A 15,224-nucleotide genomic window follows, 5' to 3' on the forward strand; every position below is an offset into this window, starting at 1 on the left:
CGCAGCCAGGAAGGCAAGGATACTAAAGTGGCATCTAATGTCACTGGCTGTTACCACTGATCACTCTAGACTCAAATAAGCTCCCCGCCGAACAACTGTTCGACGGTATAACAATCAGAGGGCCGACCGCCGTGGGAAATACCAAGCAATTCAATAGCTTCGCCGAGTTTTACCCGTATTACCTGAAAGAACACGGCAACAGCACCTGCCGGCGCCTGCACTTTATCGGCACCACGCTGGTGATTGGGCTTCTGGCGTATGTGCTGGGCAAAGGCGCCCTCGGCCTGCTGATTGCGGTGCCCATCGCCGGCTACGGCTTCGCCTGGGTGGGCCACTTCTTCTTCGAAAAGAACCGCCCGGCGACCTTCCAGCATCCGTTCTACAGCCTGCTCGGGGATTTCGTGATGTACCGCGACATGATCCTGGGCAAAGTGCCGTTCTAGTGGTGCGACGTCTGGTCACTTGTGCTTTAACGATGACGCTTTGTCCATCCGTCGATATAAAAGTCTTTTTGTCATTTACAGTGCTGTATCCTGCCAAGGCTTTTTGAGAGCGCGGAATCACCTGCGATTGAAAAAACAGACTTTGCGAGGAGCGACGACGATGCACGAGATACCTAATCTCCCCTTCCCAAGCCTGCACCCAACAGAGCAGCCAACACCGCAGCAGGCCGGCGACAAGCAGCCTGAGGCCAAAGAAGCAAAACCAGTCGACCGCGAAAGCCAGGACTGACGCCGTACCAGACCGTGTGGAAAGCGCACCTTTGAGCGCTTTCCACACTGCCTGAAATTCCCGAGATACCCGCCATGACCGACAACCACTCCGATAGCCCCAACGCCGCCATACTCGACACTGCCCTGCAGATGGTCGACGTATGGAACCGCCTCAACGCGGACAAACAGGCCCTGCTGCTCAAGCGCTTCGGCACCCAGGAAAACGCCTTGGCCGCCCTGGTCACCACGCAATTGCTCGCTCCTGCCCGGTCCTGACGCGGTTTAGACCGACGTATTGGCTTTTTACTGCCCTGCGCGGGCCAAAGCATCGGTATCATTAGCAGCCTATCTTTACCTGCTGCGACAGTGGACCCTTCCCATGCCAGATACCCAGCGCCCCATGGCGGTCACGCTGCAAGTTGTTTCCATCGTGTTGTTCACCTTTATCGGCTACCTGAATATCGGCATTCCCCTGGCCGTGTTGCCGGGCTATGTCCACAGTGAGCTGGGCTTTGGCGCGGTGATCGCCGGGCTGGTGATCAGTGTGCAATACCTCGCCACCCTGCTGAGCCGGCCGTATGCCGGGCGCATCATCGATAACCTGGGCAGCAAGCGCGCCGTGCTGATCGGCCTGGCGGGCTGCGGCCTGAGCGGCGTGTTCATGTTGCTCGCGGCGTGGTTTTCCAGCCTGCCGGCGCTGAGCCTGGGTAGCCTGCTCATCGGCCGCCTGGTGCTGGGCAGTGCCGAAAGCCTGGTAGGTTCGGGCGCCATCGGCTGGGGCATTGGCCGGGTGGGGGCGGCGAACACGGCGAAGGTCATCTCGTGGAACGGCATCGCCAGCTATGGCGCCCTGGCGGTCGGCGCGCCGTTGGGGGTGCTGCTGGTGCGTCACCTCGGCTTGTGGAGCATGGGCGTGAGTATCCTGCTGCTGGCGGCGGTGGGTCTGCTGCTGGCGTGGCGCAAAGAGCCGGCACCGATTGTCGCCGGGGTGCGCCTGCCTTTCATGAATGTGCTGGGCCGGGTATTGCCTCACGGTTGCGCACTGGCGCTGGGCTCCATCGGCTTTGGCACCATCGCCACCTTCATCACCTTGTATTACACCACCCAGCATTGGGATAACGCGGTGTGGGCACTGAGCCTGTTCGGCGCCAGTTTTATCGGCGCGCGCCTGTTGTTCGGCAATTTGATCAACCGCATCGGCGGCTTTCGCGTGGCGATCGCCTGCCTGTCGGTGGAGGTGCTGGGCTTGCTGCTGCTGTGGCTGGCGCCGGATGCGCCGTGGGCACTGGCGGGCGCGGCGTTGAGCGGCTTCGGTTTTTCTTTGGTGTTTCCGGCGCTGGGAGTGGAGGCGGTCAATCTGGTGCCTGCGTCCAGCCGGGGTTCGGCGGTGGGCGCGTACTCGCTGTTCATCGACCTGTCGCTGGGGATCACCGGCCCGCTGGCCGGGGCCGTGGCGGCCGGCTTTGGCTTTGCGTCGATCTTCCTGTTCGCCGCCCTCGCCGCCCTGGTCGGGTTGCTGCTGAGTGTCTACCTGTACCGGCAAGCCCCCAAGGCCCGCGAGGCGCGCGACGCCTAGAAGTCGACCTTGCCGCGCCCGGCCTTGATGCTGCCGCGCTTGGTCTTGGATTCGAGGCGGCGTTTCTTCGAGCCCAGGGTCGGTTTGGTCGGGCGGCGTTTCTTCTCCACCTTGGTGGCGCTGAGGATCAACTCCACCAGGCGCTCCAGTGCATCGGCGCGGTTCTGTTCCTGGGTGCGGTATTGCTGGGCCTTGAGCACCAGCACGCCGTCGCTGGTAATCCGACTGTCGCGCAGTGCCAGCAAGCGCTCCTTATAGAATTCCGGCAACGACGAGGCCGGAATATCAAAGCGCAGATGCACCGCGCTCGACACCTTGTTGACGTTCTGCCCGCCGGCGCCCTGGGCGCGAATGGCGGTCAGCTCGATCTCGGCGTCGGGCAAGTGGACGTTGTTGGAAATCACCAGCATGAGCAACGGGTTCCTCTAAGGGGAGCCCAAGGATACGCGAATGCGCCCCGCCCATCCCTTCAAACGACAAACCCGGCACGCGGCCGGGTTTGCTCAACAGCATCGAAGGGTTACTCCAGCGCGGCCATCGCCAGACGCTGATCCGCGCGGCGCTTGTTCTTGATCCAGTAACACAGCCCCATGAACGCCACCCACACCGGGATCGCATACACCGAGACCTGAATCCCCGGACTCATCAACATGATCACCAGGATAAACACCACGAACGCCAGGCACAGGTAATTGCCATACGGATACCACAGCGCCTTGAACAACGGTACCTGGCCGGTGCGGTTCATGTGCTGGCGGAACTTGAAATGGGAGAAGCTGATCATCGCCCAGTTGATCACCAGCGTGGCCACCACCAGCGACATCAGCAGTTCCAGCGCGTGTTGCGGGACCAGGTAATTCATCAGCACCGCCACCAGGGTGATCGCCGCCGAGGCGAGGATCGAGCGCACCGGCACGCCGCGCTTGTCGATCTTCGCCAACACCCGCGGCGCGTCGCCCTGCTCGGCCATGCCCAGCAGCATGCGGCTGTTGCAGTAGGTGCCGCTGTTGTACACCGACAGCGCGGCGGTCAGCACCACAAAGTTGAGGATATGCGCGGCAGTGTTGCTGCCGAGCATCGAGAACACCTGCACGAACGGGCTGCCGCTATAAGCATCGCCGGACGCATTGAGGGTCGCCAGCAGGCTGTCCCACGGCGTCAGCGACAACAGCACCACCAGGGCGCCGATGTAGAAGATCAGAATGCGGTAGATCACCTGATTGATCGCCTTGGGGATCACGGTGCGTGGCTGGTCGGCTTCGGCCGCGGTAAAGCCGAGCATTTCCAGGCCGCCGAACGAGAACATGATGAGCGCCATGGCCATCACCAACCCACCGACACCGTGGGGGAAGAAGCCGCCGTGTTCCCACAGGTTACTCACCGAGGCTTGCGGGCCGCCGCTGCCGCTGACCAGCAGGTAGCTGCCCAGGGCGATCATGCCGACGATGGCCACCACCTTGATGATGGCGAACCAGAACTCAGCCTCGCCGAAGACTTTGACGTTGGCCAGGTTGATCAGGTTGATCAACACGAAAAACGCCGCCGCCGACACCCAGGTCGGAATCTCCGGCCACCAGTAATGCACGTATTTGCCGACAGCCGTCAGCTCCGACATGCCCACCAGGATGTACAGAATCCAGCAGTTCCAGCCCGACAGGAAGCCGGCGAAACCGCCCCAGTATTTGTGGGCAAAGTGGCTGAAGGAACCGGCTACCGGCTCTTCGACGATCATTTCGCCGAGTTGGCGCATGATCATGAAGGCAATGAAGCCGCAGATGGCATAGCCCAGGATCATCGACGGGCCGGCGGATTTGAGCACCCCGGCCGAGCCCAGGAACAGGCCGGTGCCGATGGCACCACCGAGGGCGATCAACTGGATATGACGGTTTTTCAGGCCACGTTTCAGTTCGCCTGAAGAGGAATCGGGTCCACTCATGAAAAGGCTCTCACGCAAGGTTTGATGATGTTGAATGCAGGTTGCTGCCTTGATGTGCGACTCAAGCAGCGCCGCTCAAACCCCAGCGCAGGCACCAGGAATACAGCGTCGTTCTATCGGTCATGCGTCACCTGTTTGTTTTTATCTGTGACGAAATCGAACCCGTCTGGCTCGTGGCCAGGCGGAGTGATCAGGGTGGATTAACCCTGAGGTCTTGGCCTTTTGCGCGGTTACGCAAGGGGGTCACAGTAAAACGCGGCGCATTGTACACCGCTCGACCGCTTGCGGACGGCCCTGGCGAGCATCCGCGACAATCTGTCAGGTATTCCTTACAGCGCGGTGCCGGCCCGGTACCGCAGGCCTTTTGCGTAAATCAATCGTTACAACGCGGAAAATCGGCGTTACACCCAGCCAGTATCTGTCAGTTCACAAAAAATTGGCGGTAGGACATATCCGAACACTCGCCTGCCCCAGTGCGCTGTTTTGCATGGGGAAAAAATGGCGCGCCAAAAACAGAACAAAAAATCCAAATGAGACCGTGTCAATAAAATTTTTGCATTCCGAAACACTCTCACCTAGGTTCTTTCACTTGCCCTGCGAAGCCCGCGGGTAAGCCGTTCTCAAACAACGTCCTCTAGGAGATACACCATGCAAGCACTGGAAAACGACCTGGAAACCGAACTGCAACTTGACGATTGGTTTGAAGCGCCGACCCATGAGGCCGCCGTTGAAATGATGCAAGCCGATGCCGTGGTGCCTTTTGGCACCGCGATGTGGCCGTTCTAACCCCCGGCAGGCATCCGGCAGGCGCAGTGCGCTGCGCCTGCCCCCTTACCCAAGGCACACAAGGACACCCGTCATGGACAAGGCCCGCGCCGTCGAACACTTTCTCTACTACCTCGCCCACCATCCGGCCCTCAGCGGCTTGAGCCGGCCGACTGTGCTGCTGGGCCATACCGAACGCTACGAGGCGATTGCCCAGGCGATCAGCCTCGGCAGCGCCGCCCGCTTCAACTTCCAGGTGCAGCGCCTGGACCTGGCCGCCAGCGACACCCTGGCCGAAGCCATCGAAACCTGCGACCTGTACCTGTTTTTCTACGACGCCTCGACCCTGCCCAACCCCCGCGCCGAAGGCCCGGACTTTATCCGCGCGTTGCATGGCGTAATGGCCGAGCACTGGAAAAAATCCCTGCTGTTCAAGGACTACGGCGACTACTTCTACGACACCTTCAGCGTCGAGCCGCAACGCATCGCCGACCTCAACGCCACGCTGATCCGGCGCATGTCCCAGGCCTCGGTGCTGAGCTTCAGCGATCGGCACGGCTCACGCCTGCGAGCACCGCTGAGCAGCATCAAGAAGTGGACCAATATCAACGGCATCGGCAACCACGACCTGGCCCCCGGCGAGATCGCCACCCACAGCGAAGCCATCAACGGCCAGGTGCGGTTTGTCGGCACCTTCCTCAGCACCATCCCCTTCGCACGCAAATATGGCGTGCTGCAATCACCGCTGGAGCTGTGGATCGAAAACTCGACCATCTGCAGTGTGGCCAGCGACGTTCCGGGGCTGGCGGACGATTTCAACAAGTACCTGAACGCCAACCCATCGAACCGCCGCGTGGAGGAACTGGGGATCGGTACCAATGAAGGGGTCAAGGATCTGTATGCGCGCAACGCCGGGTTCGAGGAGCGTCACTGCGGCCTGCACCTTGGGTTGGGTGGCGGGCAGAAAGGCAGTCATCACCTGGATTTGATCTTCGCCAGCGGGGTGTTGGCGCTGGATGACAAGCCGGTGTTCGATGGCACCTTTGCGTTCTGATCAGATCCAACTGTGGGAGGGGCTTGCTCCCTCCCACAGTTGATGGCATTGCAAATGCAGATCCAAAAAAAACGCCAACCCGAGGGTTGGCGTTTTTATGCAGCGCTTACATCACTGCGGTTTCTTGCGACCAAAACCCGGGCGCTGACCGGAACCGGCCGGCGCGCCACGGCGCTTGCCCGACGGCTCGTCCGCCACCAGTTTCAGGCTTGGGCGCTTGTTCGGCGCGGGCTTGGCTGGGCGCTTGGTGCTGGCGTTGTCGGCCGGGCGACCTGCGGGCGCACCGCGACCGGCTTCACCGCGATTACCGCGACCACCGCTTGGCGCTTCGCCACGGCCGGCAGGACGCGGCGTGCGTGGCGCACGTTCGCCTTCCTGACGCGATGGCGCGGTTGGACGACGTTCGCCTTCAATGTGCGGCTCACGGGAAATCCGCCCGCCGGTAGCCGGTGCATCCAGCGCCGGGCGCAGGGTGCGGGCAACGCGTTCGGTGCGAGCCACCGGGCGCGACGATTTACGCTGCATGCGTTCGAGCTTGTCTTTGCTCTTGGCGTTCATCTGCGGCATCGCGACCGGCGTCAGGCCGACTTCGGCGCTGAGGATGTCGACTTCGTACTGGCTCATTTCGCGCCAGCGGCCCATCGGCAGGTCGGAGTTGAGAAACACCGGACCGAAGCGCACGCGCTTCAGGCGGCTGACCACCAGGCCCTGGGATTCCCACAGGCGACGCACTTCACGGTTACGACCTTCCATCACCACGCAGTGGTACCAGTGGTTGAAACCTTCGCCGCCGGGTGCTTGCTTGATGTCGGTGAACTTGGCCGGGCCGTCTTCGAGGACGACGCCCGCTTTCAAGCGTTCGATCATCTCGTCATCGACTTCACCACGCACACGCACGGCGTATTCGCGGTCCATCTCGTAGGACGGGTGCATCAAGCGGTTGGCCAGCTCACCGTCGGTGGTGAACATCAGCAAGCCGGTGGTGTTGATGTCGAGACGGCCGATGTTGATCCAACGGCCTTCTTTGGGCTTTGGCATCTTGTCGAACACGGTCGGACGGCCTTCCGGGTCGTCACGGGTGCAGATCTCGCCATCGGGCTTGTTGTACATGATCACGCGGCGCACCGATTCGGCGGCCTCTTCACGCTTGATGACCTTGCCATCAATGGTGATTGCATCGTGCAGGTCGACGCGCTGGCCGAGGGTGGCCTCGACGCCGTTGACCTTGATGCGCTTCTGGGTGATCCAGGCTTCGACGTCGCGGCGCGAGCCCACGCCGATACGCGCCAGCACCTTTTGCAGTTTTTCGCCTGCTGGGCCGATTTCCTGGCTGTCGTTCTGGTCTTTGTCGTTCATCTTAAGCACCTCCCGGTGGGTCGATTCAGGCGTGGCCTGAAGAGTGTTGAAAGCGGGGCTTTGGCCGAATACATCGGCAAAGGGTCGCGAATCATACGCGCATGGCGCGCGTTGCGCATCAGAGGCTAGTCGATAAGTGCCGAGTCGGTGGTTTTTCCGCCGACCGGTGGTGCCCACCGGCTGTAGGAGCGAGCTTGCTCGCGAATATCGTCAACGATAACGCGGGGAATCTGGTTGTCTGCGGTGCTCTTGGGTTTTTCGCGAGCAAGCTCGCTCCTACAAGGTGGGCGTCAGTCGTCGAGCTGGCGGCGCTCGGCCTCGATGGCTTCGGCCAGGGCACGGGCTTCGTCCTCTTCGTCGCTCAGCGGCGGCTGTTCGAGGGCGGCGACGGCAGCCAGGAGTTTTTCGCGGGCTTGGGCGACGCCGAGAATGTCTTCCTCAGGTTCCGCTTCGGGCTCTGGCTCGACTTCAACATTCACCTGACTTTCGGGCTCGGCCGCGCCATCACGCAGCAAGTCATCGAAGTCGGTCTTGATCCCCTGCTCCATGTCGTCCAGTTCCAGCAACAAGGTATGGAAACTGGTTTCGTCCTTCGGTTCTTCCGGCTCGGCCGTGGCATCGGCCAGTTCCTGCAGGCTCGCCGGGACCGGGGCGTCGTCGAAGTCGAGTTCCGGCTCGGTTTCCATCTCGCGCAATTCGGCCAAGGGCGGCAGGTCGTCGAGGTTTTTCAGGTTGAAGTGGTCGAGGAACACCTTGGTGGTGGCGAACATCGCCGGTTTGCCGGGCACGTCGCGGTAACCGACGATGCGAATCCACTCGCGCTCCAGCAACGTCTTGACGATATGGCTGTTGACCGCCACACCGCGCACGTCCTCGATTTCACCGCGAGTGATCGGCTGGCGATAGGCGATCAGCGCCATGGTTTCCAGCATCGCCCGGGAATAACGTTGCGGGCGTTCTTCCCACAAGCGGCCGACCCATGGGGAAAACTTCTCACGTATCTGCAGGCGATAACCCGACGCCACTTCGCGCAGTTCAAAGGCGCGGCCGTCGCAGGACTTGCGCAGGATCTCCAGGGCTTTCTTGAAGACCGGCGGTTCAGGACGTTCGGCCTCTTCAAAGAGTTCGAACAGGCGCTCCAGGGATTGCGGCTTACCCGAGGCCAGAAGAAAGGCCTCCAGCAGCGGGGCCAGTTCGCGGGGTTCAGTCAGATTCATCGATTCAGCTCGTTATTCGGCTCGCGCCCGCACGTGGATAGCCGCAAAAGGCTCATTCTGGACCAGCTCGACCAAGGATTCCTTGACCAGCTCAAGGATCGCCATAAAGGTCACCACCACCCCCAGGCGCCCCTCTTCGGCGGTGAACAGCTCGACAAACGGCACAAAACCGCCGCCTTTGAGGCGTTCGAGCACATCGCTCATGCGCTCGCGGGTCGACAACGCCTCGCGGCTGACCTGGTGGTGTTCAAACATGTCGCCACGGCGCAGTACCTCGGCCATCGACATCAGCAACTCTTCCAGGCTCACGTCCGGCAACAGCTTGCGCGCCCGGGCTTCCGGCGCATCGAGCTTGGGCACCACCACATCGCGGCCCACGCGGCTGAGGCCGTCGATGCCTTCGGCGGCGGCCTTGAAGCGTTCGTACTCCTGCAGGCGTCGGATCAGTTCGGCGCGCGGGTCGTCCTCTTCGGCCTCGATCGTCTCCGAGCGCGGCAACAGCATGCGCGACTTGATCTCGGCGAGCATCGCGGCCATCACCAGGTACTCGGCGGCCAGTTCCAGGCGCACCGACTGCATCAGCTCGACATAGCCCATGTACTGGCGGGTGATTTCCGCCACCGGGATGTCGAGGATGTTGATGTTCTGCTTGCGAATCAGGTACAGCAGCAAGTCCAGCGGGCCTTCGAAGGCCTCGAGGAACACTTCCAGGGCATCCGGCGGGATGTACAGGTCCAGCGGCATTTCCATGACCGCCTGGCCATACACCATGGCAAACGGCAGTTCCTGCTGGGCGCCGGCCTGGCTGTCGACGGTTTCCACGGCCGACATTCAGGCCTCGGCCATAAACGGCGCGGGGTCGCCGCAGCCGACGCGGATCACTTCAGGGTCGCCGTCGGCCAGGTTGATCACGGTGGATGCCTTGCCGCCGCCGAAACCACCGTCGATGATCAGGTCGACGTGTTTTTCCAGCAGTTGGCGCATTTCGTAGGGGTCTTCCAGCGGTTCAGTGGCGCCGGGCATGATCAGCGACACGCTCATCAGCGGCTCGCCCAACTCGGCCAGCAGCGCCAGGGCAATCGGGTGTTCCGGCACGCGCAGGCCGATGGTGCGCTTCTTCGGATGCAGCAGCAGGCGCGGCACTTCGCGGGTGGCGTTGAGAATAAAGGTGTACGGCCCCGGCGTGTGGGCCTTGAGCAGGCGGAAGGTGCCGGTGTCGACCTTGGCGAACAGGCCCAGTTGGGACAGGTCGCTGCAGATCAGCGCGAAGTTGTGCTTGTCGTCCAACTGACGCAGGCGTCTGACACGCTCGACCGCGTTTTTGTCGCCGATCTGACAACCGATGGCGTAGGACGAATCCGTTGGATAGATCACCACGCCACCGGCGCGAATGATCTCCACAGCCTGCTTGATCAGGCGTGGCTGAGGGTTTTCCGGATGAATCTGGAAGAATTGACTCACGTGCTCTACCTGTTCAGACGGTGGCAATAATGGGGTCATGCTTGAATCGCCCCCACAAAAGCGGCAAGTCTTCCGGGACCGGGCGATATTCGCCGATCTCGGACCAGCCGCCTGGGCCATGAAAGTCACTGCCGGCGCTGACCAGCAGACCAAATTCGCGGGCAAGAATCGCCAGGCTGCCAACCTGTTCGGCGGGTTGATGCCCGTTGACCACTTCAATTGCGTGGCCGCCCGCACCAATATAGTCGCCAATCAGCTTGCGACGCTTGCTGCGGGTGAAATCGTAATGCCAGGGATGTGCCAGGCTGACCCAGGCCCCGGAGGCCCGCAGGGTCTCGACGGTGTCGTCCAAGGTCGGCCAGTGCTGCTTGACGTCGCCCAGCTTGCCGGCGCCCAGCCATTTGCGAAAGGCTTCGGCGCGGTCCCGGACAAACCCTTCGCGCACCATCCAATCGGCGAAATGCGGCCGGGCCGGTGCGTTGCCGCTGTCGCCCAGCTCCTGCTGGATGGCCCGGGCGCCGTCGAGGGCGTTGGACATGCCTTTGAGGCCGAGCTTGCGGCTTATTTCTTCGGAGCGCAGCCAGCGGCCATCGCGCAATTGGGCGATGGCCTCCACCAGCGGCGGGGCTTTCTGGTCGAAACCGTAGCCAAGCACATGAATGGTGGCGCCACCCCAGGTGCAGGACAATTCCACGCCGTTGACCAGTTGCATGCCCAGGGCCTGGGCGGCTTCGCGGGCTTCGTCGAGGCCTTCGAGGGTATCGTGGTCGGTCAACGACAGGACTCGCACGCCTTTTTCAAACGCACGCGCAACCAGCACCGCGGGCGCCAGGGCGCCATCGGAGGCCGTGCTGTGGCAGTGCAAATCAACATTCACGGAAGTGTGTAACCTCAAGTCAGGTGGCGCTTTCGCTACCAAGGATGTTTGTTATTATGCCGCCACATCCAGCTTCTGGCTCTTACTGTGAAACAATTCATCGACTTCATCCCGCTGTTGCTGTTTTTCATCGTTTACAAACTCGACCCCAGGGTCATCGATCTCGCCGGCCATGAACTGACCTTCGGAGGCATCTACAGCGCCACCGCCGTGCTGATCATCAGCTCCATCGTGGTCTACGGCGCCATCTTCATCTCCCAGCGCAAACTCGAAAAAAGCCAATGGCTGACCCTGGTCGCCTGCCTGGTCTTCGGCAGCCTGACCCTGGCCTTCCACAGCGAAACCTTCCTTAAATGGAAAGCCCCGGTGGTGAACTGGCTGTTCGCCCTGGCGTTTATCGGCAGCCACTTCGTTGGCGACCGCCTGTTGATCAAGCGGATCATGGGCCACGCCCTGACCCTGCCGGAGCCGGTATGGACGCGCCTGAACATGGCCTGGATCGTGTTTTTCCTGTTCTGCGGCGCCGCCAACCTGTTCGTGGCCTTCACCTTCCAGGACTACTGGGTCGACTTCAAGGTGTTCGGCAGCCTGGGCATGACCGTATTGTTCCTGGTCGGCCAAGGCATCTACCTGTCGCGCCACCTGCATGACACCGACCCCACTTCGCCGAAAACCGAGGACTGACATGCTCTACGCCATCATTGCCACCGACGTTGCCAACTCGCTGGAAAAACGCCTCTCCGCGCGCCCGGCCCACGTCGAGCGCCTGAAAGTACTGCAGGCCGAAGGCCGCATCGTGTTGGCCGGCCCGCTCCCGGCGATCGACAGCAACGACCCGGGCGACGCTGGTTTCACCGGTAGCCTGATCGTTGCCGAGTTCGCGTCCCTGGCCGATGCCCAGGCCTGGGCCAAGGCCGATCCGTATGTAGCGGCCGGCGTCTACGCGGACGTGGTGATCAAACCGTTCAAGCAAGTCCTGCCTTGACCCCGGTCGCGCCGAACCAATTCGGTTCGGCGCACTCCTAATTGCTCATTATTCTGGGTAACCTGCCGACAACGTTCTGAATATTCGTGTGGAATCAGGAGTTCCGATGCGCTTACGTCAGTTGTGTCTGTTGGCAGTGTTAATGATCGGGGCTACGGCCCACGCTGAAGAAACCTCAAGCACCGGCAGTTCTACGCCCCTGTCCTTGAGCGCCGGCAGCCAGATCACCGAATTGCAGCAACGCTTGAAAGAAAGCGAACGGCTGCGTGAAGAACTGAGCAAGCAACTGCAAACCACGGATGCTGCGCGTGACAGTGCCCAGTTGAGTCGCTTGCGCCAAGAGAACCAACGCCTGGCCCAGCAACTCAAAGAGGTACAGGGCGGCGGCTTGACCCGATGGCTGACCGAGCAGCAGCAGTGGTTTGTCACCGGCGCGGCCGTCGCGCTGATCGCCTTGCTGTGCGGGATCTTCGCCAGCGGTGGGCACCGTCGCCGTCGACAATGGCTAAATTGAGTGAGTCATGAGCGAGCTGTTACTGATAGATGATGACCAGGAGCTCTGTGAGCTGCTGACCAGTTGGTTGGGCCAGGAAGGCTTCCAGGTGCGCGCCTGCCACGACGGCTTGAGCGCCCGCAAAGCCTTGGCCGACAGCGCCCCGGCGGCCGTGGTGCTCGACGTGATGTTGCCCGACGGCAGCGGCCTGGAGTTGCTCAAGCAATTGCGCAACGACCATCCGGAGTTGCCGGTGCTGATGCTGTCGGCCCGGGGCGAGCCGCTGGACCGCATCCTCGGCCTGGAACTGGGCGCCGACGATTACCTGGCCAAGCCCTGTGACCCGCGGGAACTGACTGCCCGCCTGCGCGCGGTGCTGCGCCGCAGCCACCCGGCTGCCGTGTCGACCCAGCTGGAACTGGGCGACCTGTGCTTCAGCCCGGTGCGCGGCGTGGTCAGCATCGACAATCAGGAATTCACCCTCACCGTCTCCGAAAGCCGCCTGCTCGAAGCCTTGCTGCGCCAGCCCGGCGAACCGCTGGATAAACAGGAACTGGCGCAGATCGCCCTCGGTCGCAAGCTGACCCTCTATGATCGCAGCCTCGACATGCACGTCAGCAACCTGCGCAAGAAGATCGGCCCGCACCCGGATGGCCGGCCACGGATCGTGGCGCTGCGCAGCCGCGGCTACTACTACAGCCTCTGAACCCCGCGCCACACTGATCCCACCGTTGATCTGCTCGTTCCCAAGGGTTTTGTCAGCCGCCGCCAAAACCCTCTTTACCCAAGCTTTACCCACACCTGACCGCCGCTGACCTTGATCTCCGTAATCTACTCACATCCGGACTCACCGGAATAGAGACAGGAGAATCACCATGCGCAAGACCCTAATCGCTCTGATGTTCGCCGCTGCCCTGCCCACCGTTGCCATGGCGGCAATGCCCGAAGGCCCAGGCCCGATGGGCGGCCCAGAAGGCCACATGATGATGGGTGGCCCGGGCCACGGCGGTGAACACGGTCCGCGTGGCAAAGGTGGCCCGCTCAGCCAGCTGGACTTGAGCAAGGAACAGCGCGAGCAAATTGGCAAGCTGATGGGTGACCAATGGCAGGCTCGCAAAGACCTGGTCAAAAAGTACCTGGACAAACTCCCGGCTGCTGAGCAGAAAGCCATGCAAGATGAAATCGCCGCCGGCAAGCAGAAAACCCAGGCCGATATCCGTGCCGTACTCAAGCCTGACCAGCAGAAGAAATTCGACGAGATCGTCAAGAAACAGGAACAACGCCGCGCCGAATGGAAGGAATTCCAGGCCTGGAAAGCGCAGCAGCCGCAAAAAGCGCAATAATGCGTTAGCTTCACTGCCCCAGCCCAGCGGTTCGCGCCGCTGGGCTTTTCCTGTTTGAGGGTTTCCTGTGCGTTCATTGTTCTGGCGCATCCTGGCCAGTTTCTGGCTGGCTATCGCCTTGGTTGCCGGGCTGTCGATCCTGCTTGGGCATATGCTCAACCAGGACGCCTGGATTCTCAGCCGCCACCCCGGCCTCAATAACCTGGCCGAAGAGTGGACCCAACTCTACGAAGCCCAGGGCGAGGACGCCGCCCAAGACTTGCTGCAACAGCGCAAGCGTCAGTATCACATTGACGTGCAAGTACTCAACGAAAGCGGCGAGCCCGTGGTCCGCGGCACCTTTCCGCGCCGCGCCGCCGCCTTCGAAGCCCGGCAGAACGACAGCAAGGACGGCCACCTGCCCTGGCGGCGCCTGACCGCCGAGTACACCAGCGAAAAGACCGGCGACACCTACCTGCTGATCTATCGCATCCCCCACCCGGAGCTGGACGCCTGGCACCGCAGCAGCCTGATGTGGCCGTTGAGCGCATTGGCGATTGCCCTGGTGGTGCTGACCCTGTTCAGCCTGCTGGTGACGCTGTCCATCACCCGCCCCTTAAGCCGCCTGCGTGGCGCGGTACACGACCTCGGCCAGGCCACCTACCAGCAGAACAGCCTGGCGCAACTGGCCAACCGCCGCGATGAGTTCGGCGTACTCGCCACCGACTTCAACCGCATGGGCGCACGCTTGCAGAGCCTGATCGGCAGCCAGCGCCAGCTGCTGCGAGACGTGTCCCACGAACTGCGCTCGCCCCTGGCCCGCCTGCGTATCGCCCTGGCCCTGGCCGAGCGGGCCGGCCCCGAGGAACGGGAAAGACTCTGGCCGCGCCTGACCCGCGAGTGCGACCGCCTGGAAGCACTGATCAGCGAAATCCTGGTGCTGGCCCGGGTCGATGCCGACAACGCCAGTGCCGAAGACGTCGACCTCATCCCGCTGCTCAAGACCCTGCAAAAGGACGCCCAACTCAGCGCGCCAGACCAAGTGGTGCAACTGAGCGCCGATCCCGACCTGCGCCTCAAAGGCTGGCCGACCATGATCGAACGCGCCGTGGATAACCTGTTGCGCAATGCCCAGCGCTTCAACCCGCCCGGCCAACCGATCGAGTTGCAGGCGCGCCGCCTGGGCGAACGCATTCTGATCAGCGTGCGCGACCACGGCCCCGGCGTCGAAGCCGAGCACCTGAGCCAACTGGGCGAGCCGTTCTACCGCGCCCCCGGCCAAACGGCGCAGGGCCACGGCCTGGGCCTGGCGATTGCACGGCGCGCAGCGGAACGGCATGGCGGCAACCTGATCCTGGCCAATCATCCCGACGGCGGTTTCAGCGCCAGCATCGACCTGCCATTGACGCCGGGGGTTGTCACACCGGTGTGATGATCTTCTATAGTGGCCCTTCTCTTATGGAGGGCCT

19 protein-coding genes are annotated in these 15,224 nt (G+C 62.1%); 12 read left to right on the forward strand and 7 right to left on the reverse strand.

What is annotated here, in order from left to right; genetic code table 11:
• The first annotated feature begins 131 nt into the window (after positions 1 to 131).
• The 4 genes from TU80_RS11550 (at position 132) to TU80_RS11560 (ending at position 2,289) form a co-directional block, all read left to right on the forward strand.
• Complete coding sequence (locus TU80_RS11550; RefSeq protein WP_017847169.1) at positions 132 to 443, forward strand: Mpo1-like protein; 312 nt, start codon at positions 132 to 134, stop codon at positions 441 to 443.
• A gap of 160 nt (positions 444 to 603) precedes the next feature.
• Positions 604 to 732, forward strand: coding sequence for a hypothetical protein (locus tag TU80_RS33690; RefSeq protein ID WP_017847168.1), 129 nt, complete (start codon positions 604 to 606; stop codon positions 730 to 732).
• A gap of 74 nt (positions 733 to 806) precedes the next feature.
• Complete coding sequence (locus tag TU80_RS11555; protein WP_046382277.1) at positions 807 to 989, forward strand: hypothetical protein; 183 nt, start codon at positions 807 to 809, stop codon at positions 987 to 989.
• Positions 990 to 1,092: 103 nt separating this feature from the next.
• Positions 1,093 to 2,289: an MFS transporter gene (locus TU80_RS11560; RefSeq protein ID WP_017847166.1), complete on the forward strand. Its 1,197-nt coding sequence runs from the start codon at positions 1,093 to 1,095 to the stop codon at positions 2,287 to 2,289.
• On the opposite strand, the gene arfB is transcribed toward TU80_RS11560, so the two are convergent.
• Both arfB and TU80_RS11570 read right to left on the reverse strand, forming a co-directional pair.
• Positions 2,286 to 2,699 carry an alternative ribosome rescue aminoacyl-tRNA hydrolase ArfB gene (arfB, locus tag TU80_RS11565; RefSeq protein WP_017847165.1) on the reverse strand — a complete coding sequence of 138 codons (414 nt, stop codon included), beginning with the start codon at positions 2,697 to 2,699 and terminating at the stop codon, positions 2,286 to 2,288. The genes TU80_RS11560 and arfB overlap by 4 nt on opposite strands.
• Before the next feature lie 110 nt (positions 2,700 to 2,809).
• The gene (locus TU80_RS11570) at positions 2,810 to 4,225 is read right to left on the reverse strand and encodes an amino acid permease (RefSeq protein ID WP_057004518.1); all 1,416 of its coding nucleotides are present in this window, start codon (positions 4,223 to 4,225) and stop codon (positions 2,810 to 2,812) included.
• A gap of 648 nt (positions 4,226 to 4,873) precedes the next feature.
• On the opposite strand from TU80_RS11570, the gene TU80_RS33035 reads away from it, so the two are divergent.
• Both TU80_RS33035 and TU80_RS11580 read left to right on the forward strand, forming a co-directional pair.
• Complete coding sequence (locus tag TU80_RS33035) at positions 4,874 to 5,011, forward strand: hypothetical protein (protein WP_003175756.1); 138 nt, start codon at positions 4,874 to 4,876, stop codon at positions 5,009 to 5,011.
• 73 nt (positions 5,012 to 5,084) lie between these two features.
• Positions 5,085 to 6,044: a CgnE/CgnB domain-containing protein gene (locus TU80_RS11580; RefSeq protein WP_017847163.1), complete on the forward strand. Its 960-nt coding sequence runs from the start codon at positions 5,085 to 5,087 to the stop codon at positions 6,042 to 6,044.
• 111 nt (positions 6,045 to 6,155) lie between these two features.
• Here TU80_RS11580 and rluB read toward each other — a convergent pair whose 3' ends face one another.
• The 5 genes from rluB to TU80_RS11605 all read right to left on the reverse strand — a co-directional run bounded on the left by rluB (position 6,156) and on the right by TU80_RS11605 (position 10,955).
• Positions 6,156 to 7,400: a 23S rRNA pseudouridine(2605) synthase RluB gene (rluB, locus tag TU80_RS11585; RefSeq protein WP_057004519.1), complete on the reverse strand. Its 1,245-nt coding sequence runs from the start codon at positions 7,398 to 7,400 to the stop codon at positions 6,156 to 6,158.
• A gap of 290 nt (positions 7,401 to 7,690) precedes the next feature.
• Positions 7,691 to 8,617, reverse strand: a complete 927-nt coding sequence (gene scpB, locus TU80_RS11590) for an SMC-Scp complex subunit ScpB (RefSeq protein WP_046382275.1) — start codon at positions 8,615 to 8,617, stop codon at positions 7,691 to 7,693.
• A gap of 12 nt (positions 8,618 to 8,629) precedes the next feature.
• On the reverse strand, positions 8,630 to 9,448 hold the full coding sequence (locus TU80_RS11595) for a segregation and condensation protein A (protein WP_017847160.1): 819 nt from the start codon (positions 9,446 to 9,448) through the stop codon (positions 8,630 to 8,632).
• Positions 9,449 to 10,078 carry an L-threonylcarbamoyladenylate synthase gene (locus TU80_RS11600; RefSeq protein WP_017847159.1) on the reverse strand — a complete coding sequence of 210 codons (630 nt, stop codon included), beginning with the start codon at positions 10,076 to 10,078 and terminating at the stop codon, positions 9,449 to 9,451.
• A 13-nt stretch (positions 10,079 to 10,091) separates the two neighbouring features.
• Positions 10,092 to 10,955, reverse strand: coding sequence for a PHP domain-containing protein (locus TU80_RS11605; RefSeq protein WP_046382274.1), 864 nt, complete (start codon positions 10,953 to 10,955; stop codon positions 10,092 to 10,094).
• An 87-nt stretch (positions 10,956 to 11,042) separates the two neighbouring features.
• Here TU80_RS11605 and TU80_RS11610 point away from each other — a divergent pair, with 87 nt between their 5' ends.
• The 6 genes from TU80_RS11610 (at position 11,043) to TU80_RS11635 (ending at position 15,187) form a co-directional block, all read left to right on the forward strand.
• The gene (locus TU80_RS11610) at positions 11,043 to 11,639 is read left to right on the forward strand and encodes a septation protein A (protein ID WP_046382273.1); all 597 of its coding nucleotides are present in this window, start codon (positions 11,043 to 11,045) and stop codon (positions 11,637 to 11,639) included.
• Position 11,640: 1 nt separating this feature from the next.
• Entirely contained in the window at positions 11,641 to 11,940 is a 300-nt protein-coding gene (locus TU80_RS11615; protein WP_046382272.1) for a YciI family protein, read from the forward strand.
• A gap of 106 nt (positions 11,941 to 12,046) precedes the next feature.
• Positions 12,047 to 12,454: an SH3 domain-containing protein gene (locus tag TU80_RS11620; protein WP_057004520.1), complete on the forward strand. Its 408-nt coding sequence runs from the start codon at positions 12,047 to 12,049 to the stop codon at positions 12,452 to 12,454.
• 7 nt (positions 12,455 to 12,461) lie between these two features.
• Positions 12,462 to 13,139 (forward strand): response regulator transcription factor, encoded by a 678-nt coding sequence (locus tag TU80_RS11625; protein ID WP_046382270.1) that lies wholly within the window; start codon positions 12,462 to 12,464, stop codon positions 13,137 to 13,139.
• Positions 13,140 to 13,308: 169 nt separating this feature from the next.
• On the forward strand, positions 13,309 to 13,776 hold the full coding sequence (locus TU80_RS11630) for an LTXXQ domain protein (RefSeq protein WP_046382269.1): 468 nt from the start codon (positions 13,309 to 13,311) through the stop codon (positions 13,774 to 13,776).
• A gap of 67 nt (positions 13,777 to 13,843) precedes the next feature.
• On the forward strand, positions 13,844 to 15,187 hold the full coding sequence (locus tag TU80_RS11635; protein ID WP_057004521.1) for a sensor histidine kinase: 1,344 nt from the start codon (positions 13,844 to 13,846) through the stop codon (positions 15,185 to 15,187).
• The last annotated feature ends 37 nt before the right edge of the window (positions 15,188 to 15,224 follow it).

Origin of the sequence: Pseudomonas veronii, from assembly GCF_001439695.1 — a bacterium.
GTDB classification, from domain to species: Bacteria; Pseudomonadota; Gammaproteobacteria; order Pseudomonadales; family Pseudomonadaceae; genus Aquipseudomonas; species Aquipseudomonas veronii.